At 60.8% G+C, this 19514-nt stretch carries 20 protein-coding genes and 1 CRISPR repeat array (1 of these 21 running past the window's edge); of the genes, 7 read left to right on the top strand and 13 right to left on the bottom strand.

All coding sequences use genetic code 11. The annotated features are described in order from the left end of the window. Positions 1-1218: direct repeats of the CRISPR family, unit length 32 nt; unit sequence GTTTCAATCCACGCTCCTACGAGGGGAGCGAC; it begins 2393 nt to the left of the window's first position. 233 nt (positions 1219-1451) lie between these two features. From cas2 to BM400_RS07510, 7 genes are all read right to left on the bottom strand, one after another. Then, positions 1452-1742, bottom strand: coding sequence for a CRISPR-associated endonuclease Cas2 (cas2, locus tag BM400_RS21980; protein ID WP_175528915.1), 291 nt, complete (start codon positions 1740-1742; stop codon positions 1452-1454). Between the two features lie 6 nt (positions 1743-1748). Next, complete coding sequence (gene cas1c / locus BM400_RS07485; RefSeq protein WP_175528916.1) at positions 1749-2780, bottom strand: type I-C CRISPR-associated endonuclease Cas1c; 1032 nt, start codon at positions 2778-2780, stop codon at positions 1749-1751. 3 nt (positions 2781-2783) lie between these two features. Continuing rightward, positions 2784-3428 carry a CRISPR-associated protein Cas4 gene (gene cas4, locus BM400_RS07490; protein WP_245781738.1) on the bottom strand — a complete coding sequence of 215 codons (645 nt, stop codon included), beginning with the start codon at positions 3426-3428 and terminating at the stop codon, positions 2784-2786. Beyond that, positions 3421-4398 carry a type I-C CRISPR-associated protein Cas7/Csd2 gene (gene cas7c / locus BM400_RS07495; protein ID WP_089838095.1) on the bottom strand — a complete coding sequence of 326 codons (978 nt, stop codon included), beginning with the start codon at positions 4396-4398 and terminating at the stop codon, positions 3421-3423. Before cas7c ends, cas4 begins: the two co-directional genes overlap by 8 nt. Then, the gene (gene cas8c, locus BM400_RS07500) at positions 4395-6227 is read right to left on the bottom strand and encodes a type I-C CRISPR-associated protein Cas8c/Csd1 (protein ID WP_089838097.1); all 1833 of its coding nucleotides are present in this window, start codon (positions 6225-6227) and stop codon (positions 4395-4397) included. Before cas8c ends, cas7c begins: the two co-directional genes overlap by 4 nt. Beyond that, on the bottom strand, positions 6224-6883 hold the full coding sequence (cas5c, locus tag BM400_RS07505) for a type I-C CRISPR-associated protein Cas5c (RefSeq protein WP_089838100.1): 660 nt from the start codon (positions 6881-6883) through the stop codon (positions 6224-6226). The genes cas8c and cas5c overlap by 4 nt, the downstream gene beginning before the upstream one ends. Positions 6884-6986: 103 nt before the next feature. After that, positions 6987-9218, bottom strand: a complete 2232-nt coding sequence (locus BM400_RS07510; protein WP_089838102.1) for a CRISPR-associated endonuclease Cas3'' — start codon at positions 9216-9218, stop codon at positions 6987-6989. Between the two features lie 245 nt (positions 9219-9463). Here BM400_RS07510 and BM400_RS21985 point away from each other — a divergent pair, with 245 nt between their 5' ends. Then, the gene (locus BM400_RS21985; protein ID WP_175528917.1) at positions 9464-9607 is read left to right on the top strand and encodes a hypothetical protein; all 144 of its coding nucleotides are present in this window, start codon (positions 9464-9466) and stop codon (positions 9605-9607) included. A 403-nt stretch (positions 9608-10010) separates the two neighbouring features. Here the strand turns inward: BM400_RS21985 and BM400_RS22460 are convergent, their stop codons facing one another. From BM400_RS22460 to BM400_RS07535, 4 genes are all read right to left on the bottom strand, one after another. After that, positions 10011-10379, bottom strand: coding sequence for a site-specific integrase (locus BM400_RS22460; protein ID WP_245781739.1), 369 nt, complete (start codon positions 10377-10379; stop codon positions 10011-10013). Further along, complete coding sequence (locus BM400_RS07525) at positions 10376-10630, bottom strand: hypothetical protein (RefSeq protein WP_175528918.1); 255 nt, start codon at positions 10628-10630, stop codon at positions 10376-10378. The genes BM400_RS22460 and BM400_RS07525 overlap by 4 nt, the downstream gene beginning before the upstream one ends. A gap of 71 nt (positions 10631-10701) precedes the next feature. Further along, positions 10702-11142 carry a hypothetical protein gene (locus BM400_RS07530; RefSeq protein ID WP_089838108.1) on the bottom strand — a complete coding sequence of 147 codons (441 nt, stop codon included), beginning with the start codon at positions 11140-11142 and terminating at the stop codon, positions 10702-10704. 350 nt (positions 11143-11492) lie between these two features. Next, positions 11493-12404 (bottom strand): DNA-methyltransferase, encoded by a 912-nt coding sequence (locus tag BM400_RS07535; RefSeq protein ID WP_089838110.1) that lies wholly within the window; start codon positions 12402-12404, stop codon positions 11493-11495. 76 nt (positions 12405-12480) lie between these two features. Here BM400_RS07535 and BM400_RS07540 point away from each other — a divergent pair, with 76 nt between their 5' ends. Together BM400_RS07540 and BM400_RS07545 are read left to right on the top strand one after the other, a co-directional pair. Continuing rightward, positions 12481-13302 carry a PP2C family protein-serine/threonine phosphatase gene (locus BM400_RS07540; protein ID WP_089841597.1) on the top strand — a complete coding sequence of 274 codons (822 nt, stop codon included), beginning with the start codon at positions 12481-12483 and terminating at the stop codon, positions 13300-13302. A gap of 220 nt (positions 13303-13522) precedes the next feature. Further along, positions 13523-14905 carry an outer membrane beta-barrel protein gene (locus BM400_RS07545; protein ID WP_245781740.1) on the top strand — a complete coding sequence of 461 codons (1383 nt, stop codon included), beginning with the start codon at positions 13523-13525 and terminating at the stop codon, positions 14903-14905. 96 nt (positions 14906-15001) lie between these two features. Here BM400_RS07545 and BM400_RS07550 read toward each other — a convergent pair whose 3' ends face one another. Both BM400_RS07550 and BM400_RS07555 read right to left on the bottom strand, forming a co-directional pair. Then, complete coding sequence (locus tag BM400_RS07550) at positions 15002-15511, bottom strand: SRPBCC family protein (protein ID WP_089838114.1); 510 nt, start codon at positions 15509-15511, stop codon at positions 15002-15004. After that, entirely contained in the window at positions 15492-15785 is a 294-nt protein-coding gene (locus BM400_RS07555) for an ArsR/SmtB family transcription factor (RefSeq protein ID WP_245781741.1), read from the bottom strand. The genes BM400_RS07550 and BM400_RS07555 overlap by 20 nt, the downstream gene beginning before the upstream one ends. Positions 15786-16017: 232 nt before the next feature. On the opposite strand from BM400_RS07555, the gene BM400_RS07560 reads away from it, so the two are divergent. The 4 genes from BM400_RS07560 to BM400_RS07575 are packed head-to-tail and all read left to right on the top strand — an operon-like array spanning position 16018 to position 19349. Next, on the top strand, positions 16018-16869 hold the full coding sequence (locus tag BM400_RS07560; protein WP_089838119.1) for a 3-hydroxybutyryl-CoA dehydrogenase: 852 nt from the start codon (positions 16018-16020) through the stop codon (positions 16867-16869). A gap of 29 nt (positions 16870-16898) precedes the next feature. Beyond that, entirely contained in the window at positions 16899-17954 is a 1056-nt protein-coding gene (locus BM400_RS07565) for a hypothetical protein (RefSeq protein ID WP_141223839.1), read from the top strand. Positions 17955-17970: 16 nt separating this feature from the next. Next, a complete protein-coding gene (locus tag BM400_RS07570) occupies positions 17971-18423 on the top strand; it encodes a MaoC family dehydratase (RefSeq protein WP_089838123.1) in 453 nt (150 codons plus the stop codon). 8 nt (positions 18424-18431) lie between these two features. Then, positions 18432-19349, top strand: coding sequence for an alpha/beta hydrolase family protein (locus BM400_RS07575; RefSeq protein WP_089838125.1), 918 nt, complete (start codon positions 18432-18434; stop codon positions 19347-19349). Positions 19350-19514: the final 165 nt, after the last annotated feature.

Here is a 19514-nt window from a genome sequence, read left to right on the forward strand (position 1 = left end):
CAATCCACGCTCCTACGAGGGGAGCGACGAAAAACATTCATGGCCCGTCACGCGGGTTCGAAGTTTCAATCCACGCTCCTACGAGGGGAGCGACAGCTTAGCCACGGAAAGCCGTCCTTACTGAGCGCGTTTCAATCCACGCTCCTACGAGGGGAGCGACGGGGAATTACTTACTTGCGTCCCTTGCACGCGGGTTTCAATCCACGCTCCTACGAGGGGAGCGACATCCCCGACTGCATAGGCGCTCCCGATAACCCAAGTTTCAATCCACGCTCCTACGAGGGGAGCGACAATGTACGATGGATCGTGTTCTAAGGAGATTTCATGTTTCAATCCACGCTCCTACGAGGGGAGCGACCGCTCTGCACAGAATCTGCGACCCCCAAATTCATGTTTCAATCCACGCTCCTACGAGGGGAGCGACAATTCATCCTTTATCTCCCAATCGTAAACTGTTGAGTTTCAATCCACGCTCCTACGAGGGGAGCGACGTGAAGATTGCGGGAGTGGCAGACCAGACAATCGGTTTCAATCCACGCTCCTACGAGGGGAGCGACAACATGCAAACACAATAATGTTGCGGTTGGATGCGTTTCAATCCACGCTCCTACGAGGGGAGCGACTTGCGCCTGTCTTTGCGCTCGATCAGGCACTCCATGTTTCAATCCACGCTCCTACGAGGGGAGCGACGCTACGAAAGAGGAAGCACAAGCCGAATGCGATGTTTCAATCCACGCTCCTACGAGGGGAGCGACATTCTTCACCTTTTATCTCACGGCGTATTTGCATGGTTTCAATCCACGCTCCTACGAGGGGAGCGACGACGGGCAACCGGCAGGCCATCGCCACGATGAGTGTTTCAATCCACGCTCCTACGAGGGGAGCGACACTTTTTAAGTGCCCTAATTAACTGCCTGAACCGTTTCAATCCACGCTCCTACGAGGGGAGCGACGGAAGGCCGCCGACGCGGTCTTTTTCTTTTTCGGTTTCAATCCACGCTCCTACGAGGGGAGCGACTCACGAGGATTGGCTCCAGCAAATGCTCGAAGAAGTTTCAATCCACGCTCCTACGAGGGGAGCGACCGGCGCGGATTGAAACATACAACTGAATTGATGAGTTTCAATCCACGCTCCTACGAGGGGAGCGACGTTCGTAGTTCTGTGTGATCGGAAGATTCACGGCGAGTTTCAATCCACGCTCCTACGAGGGGAGCGACGTCGGCTTCTCTAACTCATTCAGCCGTGCGTACTTAGGATGCAGCTTTCGCGGATCGATGGCAAGAAGCTTGGTCGTCATGGATCAATTTATGCTTGCCACAAGCAAAGGTGCTGACTTCAAATGAGTTCGTACAAACGCGGATCTCTCACTCAGAGGGTGTTCGCTTGTGGTCCGCGCATCACACGAAGTCGCAATGGATGATCACCAAACCGTGACCAAAGATCCTTGGTTTCATAGAATCATGGGGCCTTGCGGGTCATACGAGGGTTTGGCGCCTACATGTTCTACGCGCCGTTTCCATTCGTTTCCAAGAAAGTAAAAGCGCAGACTATCCTGTTGCGCGTCCGCCTCCTTGACTAGCGAGGCGCGGAAAGTGACCCACTGGGCTGCATCGACGAGGCATTCGAATACTGAGTTCTGCACGCGTTGCCCGCGATCCTCACATAGTCTGGCAACGCGTCGCAGCCTTCGGCGGCCAGCTTCGTCCCGTGTGCTCACATCATAGCTGACTAAAACGAGCACCGTTTCTTACCTCCAGAGAAAGGCTGGGTAGCCATCGAGGCCGCCGCGAATGTGCCTGGCCAAGAGCAGGGCCTGCGTGTAGGGGACGAGACCAAGCGGGATGCGTTCATTCAGGAAGGGGTGCTCAATCTCCTCCTGTTTGCGTGTCTGCCATGCGGCCACGACAGCCTTGCGCGTGGCTTCTTCCAGTAGCACGCCCCCTCCATCCTGCAGAGTGAAGTCGTCGGACTGCACCTGGCGACGATTGATGAGCGTCAGTACCAGGCGATCGGCCAGCGAACTGCGCAGCTCTTCCATCATGTCAAGCGCGAGGCTTGGCCGGCCGGGGCGGTCGGTGTGCAGGAATCCGACAGCTGGGTCCAGACCCACGGACTCAAGCGCAGACTCGATATCGTGGCGCAATAGGGCGTAGACGAAGGAAAGCAGAGCGTTGACACGGTCTAGCGGAGGGCGACGGGAGCGTCCGCCAAAGTGAAAGGCCTCCGGCTCTCCGGCGATCATGGCGTCGAAGGTCGAGAAGTAGATCTGTCCGGCCAGCCCTTCATGACCACGTGCCTCGTCGATCGAAGCGGCACGGTTTGCATCGAGTCCAATCCACAAGAGGCGGCTTGCGGCTTCGCGCAGGGCGAGTTGGCGCTCGCTGTCGGCGCTCTCTCGCGCGGCGCGCATGAGCACGGTGCGGCTGTTAGCAATCTTGGCGGTGACGATGCTCCGAACCAGAGGGAGGGCCGCTTCGCCTCCGTCGGACATACGATACTGCTGGCGACGGAGCAGGACGTTGCCGCTGACCGGGCCGTTGACGCGCGCCAGAAAGCGCCCTTGCTCTGTGAGGAAGGTGATGCACACCCCTTGTTCGCAGCAGAGCGCGAGTACGGGCGGAGAGCAGGAGACTTGGCCCCAGCAGACAAGGCCCTCTAACGTGTGGACAGGAATGCGTAGTTTGTACTCTGCATTCACCCTGACCGATACGGTTTCGCCGTCTCGATGAAGATAGGCACCCTGTGTCATGACATGCAGCGTATTGAGGAGTTTGCGCATCGATTACTCGCTTTGGCGCAACGCGCGAAGTTGGGCGGCCTGCCAGCGCGCGGCAACAGCGGTGGTTGCTGTGGACTCCGGCAGGCATACGTCGACCAGGGAGCAACTGCGGCAGTGCCTGCTTGGTTGTGCGGGCGGCGTGATGCGTGCGTCATAGAGACCGTGCATCGTAGCCGCTAACGTTTCGGTCCGGGCGCGAAGCTCCGGTGTAAAGTCCACGTCGATGCGCCGGCGTGGCTCACCATAAAAGATGGCACCGCGCGGCACGGCGCAGGCAAGCATCTCTTCAAGACAAAGAGCCTGCGCGCAGAGCTGTACTAGGTCGCAGTCGGTCGGCTTGCGCTTGCCGCGTTTGTACTCTACGGGAAAGGGCTCCGGACGGAACTCGACGACATCGGCCCGGCCGGTCAGCCGCAAGCGGCGGCTTTCGAGCGCGAGACCGCGTACGGTGCGCAGATCACGCCTGCGCACCTGTCCAGGAAGGTCCGCACGCTCGTGCAGCAGGCGGCCTTCGGCGGTCAACCGGTTCTCCGCCCACGCCTGCTCCAGGTGGATGAGCGCCCACTGACGTGGGCAGAAGGCAAGATGTTGCAAGCCACTGAGAGGCAGGGGCTCCTGCAGCACCGTCATGGGTGAGGCTTCAAACATAGCGCCAGGCGGTGACGCCGGACAGAGCCTCCGCACCCTCTACCGGCTCGGTGATCCCCTTGGCTTGGTACTCGGCGAAGCTGCGGGCATTTGGGACGCTTGGTAGTTCGACCGTCGCGAGAACCTTGTGGGCCGGGGCATTGCCCAGCTTGTCCTTGTGCTCAAAGAGCCAGAGACCGCACACCGACATCTCGCCGCGCGTCGCGGAGCGGTCATGATCGAAGAGGTTGGTCAACGCTTCCAGCAGTGTGCCCAGATCCTTCTCGGTGAAGCCGGTCTGCGTTGCAAGAAAGGGCGAGATGAAGCCGTGCATGCGATAGAGTCCATAGGCGACGCCGTGCTTCCGACCCATCTGTCCGGAGGACGCCTTCTCCTCGCCGGCCTCGTTGATCACGGCTTCGCCACCCGCATCGCCGGGGTTGGTGAGGGCAACGCGCGTGATGGTGTGGGCGATGCTGGTGATGGGGTCGATGGAGGTTGCGAAACCGAACTGCACAGGACCGCGCACCTGTCCGCAGTTCCACAAACGGGTCTGCCCCTTCGCCTTCTTGCCGGCCCCGATGGCGGCATCGGCTTCTGCCTCCGCCTTGCCGGTCGTCATCACCGCTCCGAAGGTGCGAATGTCGAAGTAGTTCTGGCACATCCAGGCGCGGGCCTTGTCGACAGACTTGCCGTCCGGCTCCACGCCCAACGCCTTGTAGGCCTCGCGTTGCTCGTTCGCGAGAATGCCGCGTTCTTTGACGAAGATATTGTTCGGCGCTGCAAATTCGCGTGTCAATCCGACATAGTTGCGAATCTTGCGTTTGATCGCCACATCGGTGACGAGGCCTGTACCAGTCTCGGGGTCGACCCGTGGCGCGTTATCGGCGTCGGGGTCGCCGTTGGGATTGCCATGGCGCACGTCGAACAGCAGAACGATTTCGTAGCGCTTCTCAAGGACGGTATCCTGTGTGAACTCGGGGCGGTTCATGCTGCGGTCTCCTCTTCAGTGGATGGTGCGTTATCAGTGGGCGCGACGCCGTCGGCCTTGCGGAAGAAGCTTTGCCTTTGGTGGTAGTAGCCCAGGCCGAAGCGACCCTGTTCTTCCAAAGTCAGTGCATCCTGCAACTCTTCCGGACTGAGAAGAGACAACAACCTGCCAAACTCACGGTCGGTCTTAATGGCCATTCCCGGAATGTCTCGTTTTGCCTTGGCCAGGTGGTAGCGGTAAAGCTTCAGCAATTCGGTCAGCACGACACCGGGCCGTATCGAGGCCATACTGTAAAAGCGATCGACCACGGTACGGTTGAGGCCCTGCGATTGCGCCAGCGCCTGCATACGCTCCGACACGGCCAGCACACGGCCGAAGACATAGGCCTTCTCCGTGCTGTCTACGTCAAGTCCCTTTTTCATGGTCTCCTCGGTGTGCGTGATCTTTTCTCCGGTCGATGCGGATAGGCCGTTGCTGACAAAGTAAAAATGCAGCAGCGCGGCCCTCTCGGGGCTTAGCTTGCGCTGGCCTTTGCGGAGGTCCTGCTGCTCGACACGAATGCGCGTGACCACCCCAGTCAGGAAGCTGCGCGAGAGCGGTTGCGCGAAGAGTGCGGCGAGCCATAGCTCGGTCGCCAACTCCGCAGGCAGGCGGTCGAGCTCGCCGTTCAGCACCATCGACTTCAACAAACGGAACTGTGGCAATGGCGTATCACGATCGAAACGATCCACATCGATGGCCGCGAAGTAGAGGCGGAGGTTGCGGTCGACCTCGTCTACCGTGCCGGTATGGATGCGCCGTACGATAGCCCGGCCCTGCACCCCGGTCAGGATGAGGCAATAGAACCGCGCGGCATTCGAGAGTGCGAGCTTTGTTCCCTCGCGCGGCGTGCTTAGCAACTCGGTGACCCGTTTCGGCTCGTCGCGAAGCAAGGCGAGCCCTTCGATGAGTGGATCATCGTTGTCCCCCCAGTAGACGGCTGTAGTGTCGCCGTTCAACACGGTGTTGAGCGCTCCCGCAAGGTTGCCCGTGCGCGGGTTGATGTAGCGCTGCCGGGTGAGTCGGCGCAGGCTCTCAACATAGGCGGTCATGCACTCGCTACATACGGGGGCGTTGGCGTTGCCGGACCAGCCGTAGCTCTCGAAAGCCTCCGAGTTAAAGCTAACCATCGGAACACCGCTGGTAGAGCCACCTCGGATCTGGATTTGATTGTGGATGGCGGCGGGCGTACGCGCCTCGCCGCAAACCAGGCACTGGATCTTCGCAGGATCTTCCTGCTCCGGACCAACGCTCTCGCTCCAGTGCAACCGCAACGCCTCAAGCTCGTGCAGTTCTTCGTCTTCAACGCTGAAGGTAAAGAGATCGTTGTCGGCGAAATCCTTATAGCCGAGGAGGGCGACGGTACACTTGGCACGCTCGGTCTCGTTGGAAAGAAACGCAAGCAGTGACGCAAGCTCGGGCGGCGCGTCGGTTCCTGCAGCGCGCTCCAGCAGCTGGCGGTAGGCTGCGTGACGCTCGATATTCTTCGGATCGTCTGAGGCTCCTGTAGCGTCAAGGCCAAGCACATATTTGGCATTGTCAACGAGAAAGTTCGCCTTGACCCTCGAGGATCGAACCTGCCGCCGAGGAATGACCATCAACTTGGCCTCCGAGCGCGGCCTCTTCTTGCTGCCGGCGGGCAGCGTCTCCGGTGTGTTTGTGTCGTAGAGCTGGCGGAAACGGCCATCGCGATGCAGTTCGATGACCCAGCGCACCGGTTTGCTCTCGAAGGCGGGATCGTCGACCAGGCCCTCGCGCAGGGCGAGTTCGCGCAGCGATTGCAGAATCATGCGCGCCGCTCCGGAACCGTGACCACCCCGTGGCGCAGTGCCGCGGGGAAGAAGTAGGCCTCGTTCGCGATCGTTCCGGCGTGGATCGCGCCGAAGTCGATGTCGTGGAGCATCCAGCCGAGATCGCGCGACTCGTCTTCCAGAATGCCACTCCCGTCCCAGGGCTCGACCGAGGCCGGAAACTCACGACACCCAAGATAGGGCTGGAAGTGCTGCTGCCCACGCTCCAGGCGCCGCTCGAACATCTCCTCGAACTTGCGCACATTGTCACCGGACCCGGCCTTCGCAGTCATCGTGAACCGCGCGACCACGCCGTAGTCGACATCGCGCAGGGCGAGTGTATTGCGCTGCGCACGGTCTTCATCTGCGTAGAAATCCGGCATCGCCGGGCCGCCGTTTGAAGCAGACAGTGCGTTGCGCGTGGAGACGCGTGAGTTGACCTCGTTGCGCCGGAACGGCAACCATCGCACCGTCCTGAGCAGGGCGACGCTGAGAATCTGCCAGCGGATCGCCGGCTTCCAGAGCACGGCCTCAATCACCCCGCGCGCAGCAGAGGGCGTAATCAGATCGTAGGAGACTCGTTCGGTCGAAAACTCCGGTCGCGAAAAGCATGCCAGCGAACCGTGGATGCGCACATGAAAATCTCTGGAGTGCATACGTTCCTTGTTTTCCGTAATGAGAGGACTGTACGGGGCAGAGGTGCGTAGGAGGAGTAGCAAAGTAGGTTCGCTGTCCAGTACCGTAGCGAAACCTTACTTGCTAGGCGATCAAGGGGCGCAAAGCTACCTTGCCATCCTTGGCATAGAAACCGAAGCGCGAATCGTACACGTTGCTCGCCCCCTCGCGGAGGGTCCACAGCGTCTCGAAGCGTGTGCTCTCCCTGCCCGGTTCGAATACGGGTTCAAGCCAGCCGGCGGCGAAGATTGCATCGAACTGCCGTTCGCGCAGCCCCACCGTGAACCGTTGAAGCGTGCGAAATCCATCGCGCGTCGGGCCGGAACGGCGCATCTCCGCTACCAGCCCGTGAGCCTCGCCATACGAAGCCACCACGCTGATCGTCGCCTCATCGATCATGCGAAAGTGCTCGGCGACAGCAGGAAAGTCGAGATCGTCCTCCATCTTGAGAAGACCATGCAAGTCGGTCTCCTGCTTCCTGAAGACGCGACGAGCGTACGCGGGGAAGAGGTGCGGGTCCTGCAGATCCGGATCGGTGCCTTCAAAGTAAGTCAGCGCTACATCGCGACCCAGTCTCGGCGAACCCGGTGGTGGTGGCGAGTCAACGACCGTACCTTCCGCGGTGCGTTTACCCGCTCGATACACCAGGAAGCGGCCTGGGGATGACAAGCGAAGCTCCCGGTTGCAGCGGCCTGCGGCTTGGGCCAACGTCTCCAGCCCCGCAAGCGCGCGGAAGACAACGGGAAAATCAATATCGACGCCGGCCTCAATGAGCTGCGTCGCCACCAGCAGACAGGGCTTGCCATGCAGAAGACGGCGGCGCGCCTCATCAAGCACCACCGTACGATGCTCCGCACACATCGCAGCCGAAAGATGAAGACAGTCGTGACCTAACAACTCCGCCAGATCGGCCGCATCCTCCCGACGGTGTGTGATGACGAGAGCGGTCGGATGCATACCGACCGCAACGGCGAGATCCTCCGGAGCCAGCGGAACACACAGGTCGCCGAGCCGCTCCATCGTGAAGCGGTTCCGGACTGAGGCAAAGTGCCGTTCGGGCTCTGGGACTATCTCCGTCATCGACATCTGGACTGAAGGATTGAGAATGCTCTTTGCGCTGGTCAGCAAGGGCTGGGTCGCGGTCATATGCACCACGGTCGTGCCAAACTGCTCCACCAGACGCTTCAGCACGGCATGGATCGGCTGTAGCAGCCCGACGGGAAAGGTTTGCACCTCGTCAAGCAGGACGACGCTTTGAGCGATGCGATGCAGCTTGCGGCACGGTCTCTTATGCGCCGCGTGAAGGCTCTCGAGTAACTGCACGTTGGTTGTGACGATCACCGGTGCGTCCCAGTTCTCGGAGGCTTGGCGATTGCGGTCCGTATCCTGCGTGGGCGTGAGGTTGGAGTGGTGCTCCAGGACATTATGCTCACCCAGCGTCTGCCGATAGACCTTTGCCGTCTGCTCGAGGATGGAGGTATAGGGAGCCACCACAATGACGCGTCGTAGTCCATGCTCTACGGCATGATGCAACGCGAAGGCCAGCCCGCTCAGCGTCTTGCCTCCGCCGGTTGGGACCGTAAGCGTAAAGGCTCCGACGGGCGCAGCGGCGTTTGTAACGCAGGCTTTGTAGACTTGCCGGCGCATGTCGGCGAGTGCGTGTTCGGCGGGGCTGCCTGCTCTCGTCGCCGAGTCTGCGATCCTCGCTTCGCAGGCGGCACGGACGAGATCTCGGAGCGCCGGCAAGGAATCGCCGTTTGCGGCACGTTCGTACCCTCTATCCCACCGCTCTGTGTCGAGAAGATCCGCGTCGATCAGCGCGGAGAAGAGCATACGCACGGCAAGTGCGGAGAGCGTCCTCGGCGAGGTTGGGAACTCCAACTCCAACTCCGCGGGAACACCACCCCGGCGCGCAGCCTCAAGCAGCGGCATACCGCGCTGCCGGGTTACGTCGAAGATCGCATGGGAAGATTTCAGAGCGCCATGATGCGCCTCGATTGCCAGCGCCAGCAGCAAAGCGCGCGCATCGGTGTCTGAGAAGCGTTCGAGCGCCAGTGCCGCACCAGCCGCAGAATGAGGTACCGAAGAGAATTTCAGGTTGCTCTCGTTCGAGGCCTCGGGCTGAGAGCCTAGATAGAGCTGAAACGCAGATTGATATTTTCCGAGATCATGCCACCGCCCAGCGGTGAGCGCGAGCGATTGCAGATCCGGAGGGGCGAAGCGACTCGCTAGATCTCCAACTCTTTGCAGATGTTCTTCCAAGAGCTGCCAGGTAGAAGGGTCTCGATCCGATCGGGTGTGCGCGAAGGTGAGCATGGATCATAGTCTAGGGCGTTAACATTCAGAGATACTGAAGTGACGATGTTTTACTCTCCGGCAGACTGTCCCATGGCACTCGAGACGGGTGCCATGGTGAGGACCACGCTGCTCGACGCTAGGGTGAAGATTGGATCTTCGGGGATGGTGTGTCATTTCTTCTCCCGATGCGAAGCAGCGTTTTGGCTTTCTTGAACTTCCGGATGCCTCTAGCAGGGACCCCTTTGGGTCACCTCGGAGGCTTTATGAACCTGAGACTGTACCACATCAATCGCCAGTTCGACCTTCTCTCTATCCGCGCCGCCCGTTGCAAGTCGGGGCAGTGCCGCGACTCTTTGCTTCGGCGGATCGAATGTCTCAATGTCGCCCACCACTTCATCCTGGATTGAGCGGCCTGGATTACCGATAGATCGAATCAATTTCACGCTGCACTAACAACAGCCGCCAGCGGCGGCTCGTGCGCGGAGATTTGCCGCTAGAACGCCCCGGCGGGGCAGCGGCAAATCAAAAATTTCAGTGAGGAGAGTCCGGGCCGGACATGGGGACTATTACCTCCCTGCGTCAGTCTCCGCCAGCGGCTCCGGCTAAAGACGGCTTCGGGAGGTTCACGGTCAGCGCGGCCTCTGGCGCTGACCTCGGTTGCCTTTATCGTGCGTCTCCGCCGCCTTCGATGCCCTGGCTTGGTCTCGTCCGGCTGCGGCAGTTCCCATCCAGCCATGCCCTGCAACACGCGATCGGCATGCTTGATGGTGTTCACATGTCCATAGTGGCTTTCGATCATGTGGACGGAGGTTACCATCTGCTCGCAAGGAAATACACGTCCACGCCTTCCTGCAAGCGGAGTGTGGCATACGTGTGCCGGAAGCAATAAGTCGAGCGTGGCACACCCTGCGTGCCTTCGCGCAGATTTGCTTCGTTCAGTAAGTCGGCAATCAGGCTGCTGCAAAGAGTTTTTGCAGGCTTGCCTGTGATGTTGGTAGACACGCGGTCGTCCTTTTCCGTAGCTTTGGAAATCGCACGGATGCCTTCTAAATATTCTCCGACGCTCTTGGGAGCTACCAGCTTGCGCGATTTGCCCTTGCCTTGCACGAACAAGACAACAATCTCGCGGCCCTCCCGGTCTTTTGCAGGCATGATGTCGCGCCAGCGGAGATTCTTCATCTCCGCCGCCCCATGCCGGTATTGCAGGCGATCAAAATCATGTTGTAGGTAACAGTCCGATACCAGACGCTCGAAGGCTTGTCAGCCTCGCCCATCCACTTTCGGCCTACGGTGTGGAGCTTGCGATATTCCTCCAGCGTGAACTCGTCACGCCGCATAGTCTTGAGCTTCGGGCGCTCGTCGAAACGCTGGCTTGCTGGGACATAGCGTTTCTTCACCGCGTAGTTCATCACCGCGCCGAAGATGGACATCTCGAAGCGGATGGTGGAGTCGCTGATGAAAGGAACTACCCGTTCTTCGGAAGGTTTGATTTCAATTGGCTTCAGTACTCTGATGCCCAAGGTTCGTTAAACCTTGGTGCGGCGCTCTGCTTCATGGTCCGCGAAGGATTGCACTGCGTCGGCGGTAACTTCCCGGACGCCGTTGCGCCGGTCTCCCGCCGCCATGCCGGATAGCCGCCCCAGCGTTCGTCACCGATAAGATGGATCTGCGTGGAAGCCGCGTACCGATCTAGGGTGCTCTCGATGACGGCACGGAGTTTCTTGGGCCGAGCGGAGCTGATCTCTCCACGCTTCGCCCGCGCTTCCTGCGTCAGCAGATACTCCCGAGCCACGTCACGGAAGGGACGATTGAACACAGGAACGTCATGCTGGATACGGAACCGCACGTCAGCGTCTTGATCGAAGGCGCGTTCCCGCGCCGCTTCTCTATCAGTTGTTTTGAGCGAAACCGTCTTGTAGCGGTCGGCCTTCGGCATCTTCATGCGGCAGTACCACATCCGGTGGTCCACGTCGCCGCGTCGGAAAAGAATCAGGCCGGGTTTCAGCTCCTCTTTCTCGGTAACAAAGGCGTATTCGCCTCCATCGTTTGACTGGTTCTGTACAGATTCCGTGTAGATTAGTCGTGCAAGCCATTGATTCTTCGTAGCCGTGCATACTCTTACAGAAAATGATGTGCTTTATTTCTAGTTATTTATGACACATTTCTCGTCCTGAGCGAAGCGAAATGCAGGCACAGATCATCGAACGGAGCGGACAATCTCCCTCTGCGATAACCGTTTGAATCTCGTATTTCGCTCGTGTTGTTGTCTGTTCTTGCTGTTGCCTTTTTTTGTCATCCCCGCGAGGGATCTGCTTTTGCCTTCGCAGTTGTTCTTGCCTTTGCCTTAGCCACCCGCTTCTTCACCACATCCACCGCGGCCCCAAACCTCTCCAGCCTCTTCCCCATTACCGCCACGGCGTCCTTACTCTCATCCACCATCAAAAAGCTTCGCCCCAGCTTACCCGCCGCCTCCCCCGTCGTCCCGCTCCCCGCAAAGAAATCCAGCACCCGATCCCCCGGACTGGAATGCACCCGCACAATCCTCTCCAGCACCCCCAGAGGCTTCTGCGTCGCATACCCCGTCTTCTCCTTGCCCGTAGGAGACACGATCGTATGCCACCACACATCCGTCGGCAGCTTCCCCTTCGCCGCCTTCTTCGCCCCCACCAGCTTCGGAGCCATGTACTCAATGCGGTCGCACTCGTCCAGGTGGAACGTGTACTTCTTCGGGTCCTTCGTGTACCAGAGAATCGTGTCGTGCTTCGCCGGCCACTTCGTCTTCGACCGCGCCCCATAGTCGTACGCCCAGATGATCTCGTTCTGAAAACACTCCCGCCCGAAGATCCCATCCAGCATCACCTTGCAGTAATGCACCTCGCGATAGTCGATATGGAAGAACAGCGACCCCGTCTTCGTCAGAATCCGGTGCGCCTCCACCATCCGCGGCCGTAGAAACCCCAGGTAGTCGTCGAACGTATCCGCATAGCCCGCCAGCCGCTCGCCCGCGACCGTCTTGAACCGCCTCCCGCCAAACCCGGTGCGATCCCCGTCCGCATCCGTAATCACCTTCATCGACTTCCGCATCTGCTGCCGCCCCGTGTTAAACGGCGGATCGACGTAGATCAGTTCCGCCGACGCGTCCTCGAGCCCCACCAGCACCGAAAGATTCTCGCCCTGCACAATCCTGTTCCCAATCGTGGTCATGGACCCCCAGAATACGGCACGCTTTCATCCGGACGTCCTTCCGTGTATCGTTTCCCCCTGTACCCTCTTCCGACTTATGGGCCTCAACGACTTCGTCTTCGCCATGTCCACCCATCGCGGTCGCGTCCGCGCCGGTAACGAGGACGCCTGCGACGCAGCTCCCGACCTCGCCACCTTCGTCGTCTGCGACGGCATGGGTGGTGCCCTGGCCGGCGAAATCGCCTCGCATCTCGCCACTCAGACCTTCTTCGCCGTCCTCTCCGGCGCCATGCCCCCCATGGAGCCCTCCTCGGCGCAGGGCGGCAACGTCACCCCCGGCGACCGCCTCCGCGACGCCATCCGTACCGCCAACATCACCGTCTACCGCAAGGCCCACTCCTCCTACGAGTTCGAGGGCATGGGCACCACCCTCGTCAGCCTCACCATCGAGCTCCGCGCCCCCACCGCCCCCAGCGAAGAGGGCTTCCCCGACCCCGTCGGCACCCTCTGGATCGCCCACGTCGGCGACTCCCGCTGCTACCTCCACCGCTCCCGCCTCACCCACCTCATCACCTTCGACCACTCCGTCGTCGAGGAGCAGGTCCGCGCCGGCATGATCACCCGCGCCGAGGCCGAAACCTCCCCCCTCCGCCACGTCATCACCCGCGCCGTGGGCTCCAGCCACCGCGTCGACCCCGAGATCCAGACCGTCGACGCCTACTCCGGCGACCTCCTCCTGCTCGCCTCCGACGGCCTCAACCGCGAACTCACCGACGAGGATATCGACCACTTCCTCGCCCAGGTCCCTCAGCCTCCCACCAAGGCCGATCTCAATGCCTGCTGCCAGCAGCTTATCGAGGCCGTGAACTACAACGGCGGCCACGACAACGTCACCGTCCTCCTCGTCCACGTCCGCTAGGCGCTGAATTCCACGCCGACCAACGGAGGCCCACGCGAAGCAGTCACGAGTCGCGAAGTGATCTCTCGCACGCACAGGGCCCGTCGGCAGGACCGCACTTTACTTATTCAAAACAAATCCCTTACGCCTTTCTTACAAACTTCGGCATAGCGTTGTGTCTGGCCGTGAACACAACCGTTCGAGGGCCAGATTGGAATGTATGAAACGCTTTTCCGCAGGAATGACTACGCTTTTTGCCTTAGCCTCCACCCTGGTACTCTCCTCCCCAGCCCTCCCCCAAAGCCAGACGGAACCCACCGGAAACGTCTTCGAGCGCATCGCCAGCTACTACAAACACGACTGGAACAATACCCTCCCCGCCTCGGCCCCCGCCACCCGCAGGGCCCTTGACGCTCCCCTCGACGCCGCACCCTTTCCCAGCTCCGACTGGGGCTACGGCGGATCCCCGATCATCGGCACCCCCGACGGCAACAGCTACCCCCTCATGACCGCGCTCAAGCACCCCAACAGCCGCGTCAAGGTCTATGGCTGGATCGCCCCAAGCTTCAACTACAGCACCTCGCACAAGAACAACTTCCCCGTCACCTACGACGTCTTCCCCAACTCCGTCGTCTTGAATCAGGCCGTCGTCTACGTAGAACGTCAACCCGACACCGTCCAGAACACCCACTTCGACTACGGCTTCCACCTCACTGCCCTCTACGGCAACGACTACCGCTTCACCACCGCCAAGGATTACTTCTCGCAGCAGCTCCTCCAAAAGAATCGCCGCTACGGCTTCGACCCCGTCCTCGAGTACCTGGACCTCTATTTCCCGGTGAAGCAGGGCCTCAACATCCGCATCGGACGCTTCCTCTCCGTCCCCGGTATCGAGGCTCAGCTCGCGCCCAACAACTACAACATGACCCACTCGCTCCTCTACAGCATTGATCCCTTCACCGACACCGGCATCTACGGAACCCTGAAGCTCTCGAAACAGTGGATCGTCCAGCTCGGCGTCTCCGCCGGCCACGACGTAGCCCCCTGGTCCGACGACCGCAAGGCCTCCGGCATCGCCTGCCTCAACTACTCCACCGGCACCAACCACGACAACGTCTACGTCTGCGCCAACGGCATCAACGACGGCAAGTACGCCTACAACAACCTGCAGGACTACGACGCCACCTGGTACCACCGCTTCAACGCCAAGTGGCACATGGCCACCGAGTCCTGGTACATGTACGAGCGTCAGGTCCCCAACGTAGCCGGCAACGTAGTCAACCCCATCACACCCGAGATCGGTGCCAACGGAGCCTTCTGCGCCCCCGGACAGCTCACCTGCACCGCGCCCGAGTACGCCATCGTCAACTACGTCAACAGGGAAGTGAACCCCCACCTGATGATCGGCTTCCGCTCCGACCTGCTCAACGACAAGAAGGGCCAGCGCACCGGCATCGCCACCAAGTACACCGAAAACACCCTCTACGCGACGAAGTACTTCGGCTCGAGCGTCATGCTCCGCCCCGAAATCCGCTTCGACCACTCCTGGGACAAGAAAGCCTACGACAACGGCGCAGCCCGCAACCAGTTCTTCGCCGGAGCCGACCTCATCTACAAGTTCTAGGCGCGCCTCTCCCTGCCATCCCTTTATCCCTCAGAAGCCCAAAAAGCCCGGGCACAGAACATCTGTTCTGCGCCCGGCCCAACCCTTGGCAACGGACTACTGCGCCTGCACGAGCCCCGCAAGAACCTCGGCAAGTTTGTCGAGTATCTGGATCCAGCCCTCCATCTGACCGCTGTTCTTCGCGCTCTCCAGCGGCTCATTGCCAATGAAGGTGAGCCTCGTCTGGCCGTTTCCAAGATCCTCAAAGAGGGTCACGTCGTACGCCCCGTCGATGGCCTCGTGTTCGATGCCCAGCTCCGCAGGATCGATCTTGTTTCCCTCCGCGTCCGAAAAGTACATCGAGGAAACGATCTTCTCGTGCACCACAATCTCGTGGTACTCACTCGCATTCCAGAACTCCTGCCCATCCGGAGCTCTCATGCAGCAGAGAAGTCTTCCCCCCACACGAAAATCCATCTTGCAAACGGGTGCCGTAAAGCCCTTCGGCCCCCACCACTGCATCACGTACTTCGGGTCCGTCCACGCCTTCCAAACCAGCTCGCGTGGGGCATCGTAAATTCGTGTAACGACCATCCGCTCTATCTCGTTACCTGCGCTCTCTTGCATCTTTGGCCTCCGCCTTTTTCATTTCACTCACGACCACATCCAGCTTGTCGAAACTCTCTTCCCAGAACCGCCGATAGCTCATCGCCCACTCGCTGACCGTCTTGATCGCCTCCGGCCGCAGCATGCACACACTCTCTCGCCCACGCTTCGTCTTCACGACAATCCGCGCCCGTACCAGGGAGGCGATATGTTTTGAAATCATCTGCTGCGAGAGTGCAAACGGTTCCGTCAATCCACGTACCGAAGCAGGCCCAACCGAGAGACGTTCGATCATCGCCCGACGGGTGGGATCCGATAAAGCTGCAAAGGTAGTACCCAATTGATCCACAACCAAATAGTAGTGGGTTTTCCCCCACGGTCAAGAAGAAAGTTCGCAACTCCTGTTCCCGCAACCTATATCCGCGAAATCGTCATCTCGTCCGCAGTCAAAATAAGCCTGATTCCAAGGAAGGCACCAACGCTCCCCCACAGGCCAACCCACCCCTCACCCTGCTAAACTCCCCCCAATGGAGCCAACGCCCACCATTGCCGTCGCCGGAGCAGGAACCATGGGCAACGGAATCGCCCACGTCTTCGCCCGCGCCGGCTTCCCGGTCCTCCTCTACGACATCCAGCAGTCTTTCCTGGACCGTGGCCTCGCCGCCATTGAGAAAAACCTCGCCCGCGAAGTCGCCAAATCCAAACTCACCCCCGCCGAATCCGTCGTCGCGCTCTCCCGTATCATCCCCACCCTCGACCGCGAAGCCCTGGCCCCCGCCACCCTCCTCGTCGAAGCCGCCACCGAACAGTTCCCCATCAAATCCGAGCTCTTCCGCGCCCTCGACAAGATCCTCCCGGAAGAAGCCATCCTCGCCAGCAACACCAGCTCCATCTCCATCACCAAACTCGCCGCCCAGACCCAGCGCCCGGACAAGGTCATCGGCATGCACTTCTTCAACCCCGTCCCCGTCATGGCGCTCGTCGAAGTCATCCGCGGCCTGCAAACCTCACAGGACACCTACGACCGCGTCCATGCCCTCGCCCTCCAGCTCGGCAAGACCCCCGTCGAGGTCAACGACGCCCCCGGTTTCGTCTCCAACCGCGTCCTCATGCCGATGATCAACGAAGCTGTCTTCTCCGTCATGGAGGGCGTCGCCACCCCTGCGGCCATCGATCAGGTCTTCCAGCTCGGCATGGCCCATCCCATGGGCCCGCTCGCCCTCGCAGACTTCATCGGCCTCGACGTCTGCCTCGACATCCTCCGTGTCCTCCACGAAGGCCTCGGCGACCCCAAATACCGCCCCTGCCCGCTCCTCGTCCGCATGGTCGACGCCGGCTGGCTCGGCCGCAAATCCGGCAGAGGCTTTTACCGGTATTAGAAGCATCGTCTCCATGGCATACTCTACCCATGTCATCCGAGCCGGATTCGAGCCTGGGAGCCCCAAACTCCACGCGTCCATGGTGTGTCAGTGCATGGGGTCGCGCTGGCGTCTATGCTTTGTTTGCTTTCGTCGGCTACTTCTTCGTCCGGGTTCACCTGCTCATTCCGGTGCAATACCTCAAGATCTCCAGTTACCTCGCAGGCACCGAACGCCTTCCCTTCCAGCGGCGCGTTCTTCCCATCTTCTTGATCCGATTGTTGGAACACATTCCGATTCCAGCCTCCATCGTCAAGGGACATGCCGGAGCCTTCGCCAACGCGAACCAGATCTGGCTCCTCCTCATCGACCTGGTCGCCTTTGCCGTCTTCTCCTTCTTCTGCCATCGTTTCTACCGAGCCACGACCAAAAACGGCATGTTCTCCCTGCTCTGGTACCCCATCCTCATCTTCGCCTTGGTCTGGAGCTACGTCCTCCATTCTGAGGCGAATCTCTACTATCCCTACGACATGCTGTCCGTGGCGTTCTTCACCGCCGGGCTATTCTTCGTCTACCAACGCAAGTTCCTCCCTCTGCTCCTCGTCATGCTCGTGGGTTCTTTCAACCGCGAAACGACCATGTTCCTCATCCCTCTCGTCGCGCTGGACGCTCTCGCTCCGATGACGACGCTCAACCCGGCAAGGTTGCCGTGGAAGCGCCTCCCCTGGCTTAAGCTAGCCCTCCTCTCCGCCATCTGGATCGGTGTCAAGCTCCTCCTGGGCCACTTCTTCCAGCTCAACGACCGCAGCCAGGACTTCCTGCGCCTCGGCTACAACAGGCCCTATCTCCTGTATCCCAACAACTGGCCCCAACTTCTCAGCGGCTGCGGTTTCCTGCTTCCGGTCGTCTTCTTGTTGCGCAGGCGTATTCCGGACACGCGCGTTGCGGCCTATATGCTGATCATCCCGATCTGGTTTATCGTCATGTGCTTCTACGGTGTGCTCACAGAGACCCGCATCTATGGCGAACTCTGTACCCTCGTCGCTGTCGCTTGCACGCTTCTGCTTGAGACCTACGCCTCTTCTCCGAAAGACGCACACGCCTAGCTGCTATGATGGCGCGATGAAAGAGCTCTACTTCGAAGACTTTTACGTCGGCCAGCAGTTCGCATCCACCGGCGGCACCAAGATCACCGCCGAAGAGATCAAAGAGTTTGGGACCAAGTACGACCCGCAACCCTTCCACCTCGATGAGGCCGCCGGCGAGGGCAGCTTCTTCAAGGGGCTCGCCGCCTCCGGATGGCTCACCGCCGCCATCGTCATGCGCATGCGCGTGCAGACCATTCAGGTCTTCGGCGGCATGATCGGCGCCGGTGTCGAAGAGATCCGCTGGACCCAGCCCGTCCGCCCCGGCGACACCATCCGCTCCGAGATCGAAGTCCTCGGCGTCCGCCACTCCCAGTCCCGCAAGGAGTTCGGCATCGTCCGCACCCGCACCCTGACCTACAATCAACGCAACGAGATCGTCATGCGCTCGGTCGTCAACTTCCTCGCGCCCGTCAAAGCCGCCATCTGAGAGATTCCATGCGTCTGCATCCCCTGATCGCCGCCCTCGTGCTCCTGGCCACCCCCACCCTCCACGCCCAGCAGCCCTCGGCGGCGGTCATGGCCGCCATCACGCAGGATCCGGCCCCCGACAAGGCCAACCCAGCCCGCTTCGAGACCTTCCAGCTCCCCAGCCACGGAGCCCTCCTCAACGCGATCGTCTACGTAGCCGCCGGCCCCTCGTCCCACCCCACCGTCGTCCTGCTTCACGGCTTCCCCGGCAACGAGAAGAACCTCGACCTCGCCCAGAGCCTCCGCCGCGCCGGGTGGAACGTCCTCTTCTTCAACTACCGAGGCTCCTGGGGCTCGCCCGGCGAATTCTCCTTCACCCACTGCCTCGAAGACGCCCAGACCGCCATCGCCTACCTCCGCGATCCGGCCAACGCCAAACGCCTCCACTCCGATCCCGCAAACATCGCGCTCGTGGGCCACAGCATGGGCGGCTTCGTAGCCCGCTACGTCGGCGCGCACGATCCCGCCATCAAGGCCATCGTCCTCCTCTCCGCCGCCGACATGGTCGGCCGCGCCGCGAAGGTCACCCCCGAGATGGAAACCATGGCCATCCCGATGATCGCCAAAGGCCTGGCAGCCGAAGGCATGGCGCCCCTCGCCGGTACCAGCCCCGAGGCACTCGCCAAAGAGGTCCTCGCCAACCGCGCCGACTGGACTCCCGTCCAACTCGCTCCTCTGCTCGCCACCCGCCCGGTCCTCGTCCTCACCTCCGACGACGGCCTGGCGCCCTCGAACGACGCCGTCACCGCCGCCATCCGGCAGGCCGGCGGCACCAGGGTCCAGACGCTCCATCTCACCACGGACCATTCCTACTCCGGCCAGCGCATCGCCCTTCAGCAAGCCGTCCTCACCTTCCTCGCACCTCTCAAGCCCACAACCCCATAACCCTGTCACCCTGAGCGAAGTCGTTCGCAGTTTCATCGCGAACGACGCAGTCGAAGGACCCCGGCGCGTTCCACCTGCCTCAGCCGTTCATCCCTTCTCCACCACGGTACCCGAGGCCGGGCGGCTCCATCGACATCCTCAGCAGCCACTCGCGGAACACTCGGG

The sequence above is a fragment of the Granulicella pectinivorans genome (genome assembly GCF_900114625.1).
Lineage (GTDB): Bacteria > Acidobacteriota > Terriglobia > Terriglobales > Acidobacteriaceae > Edaphobacter > Edaphobacter pectinivorans.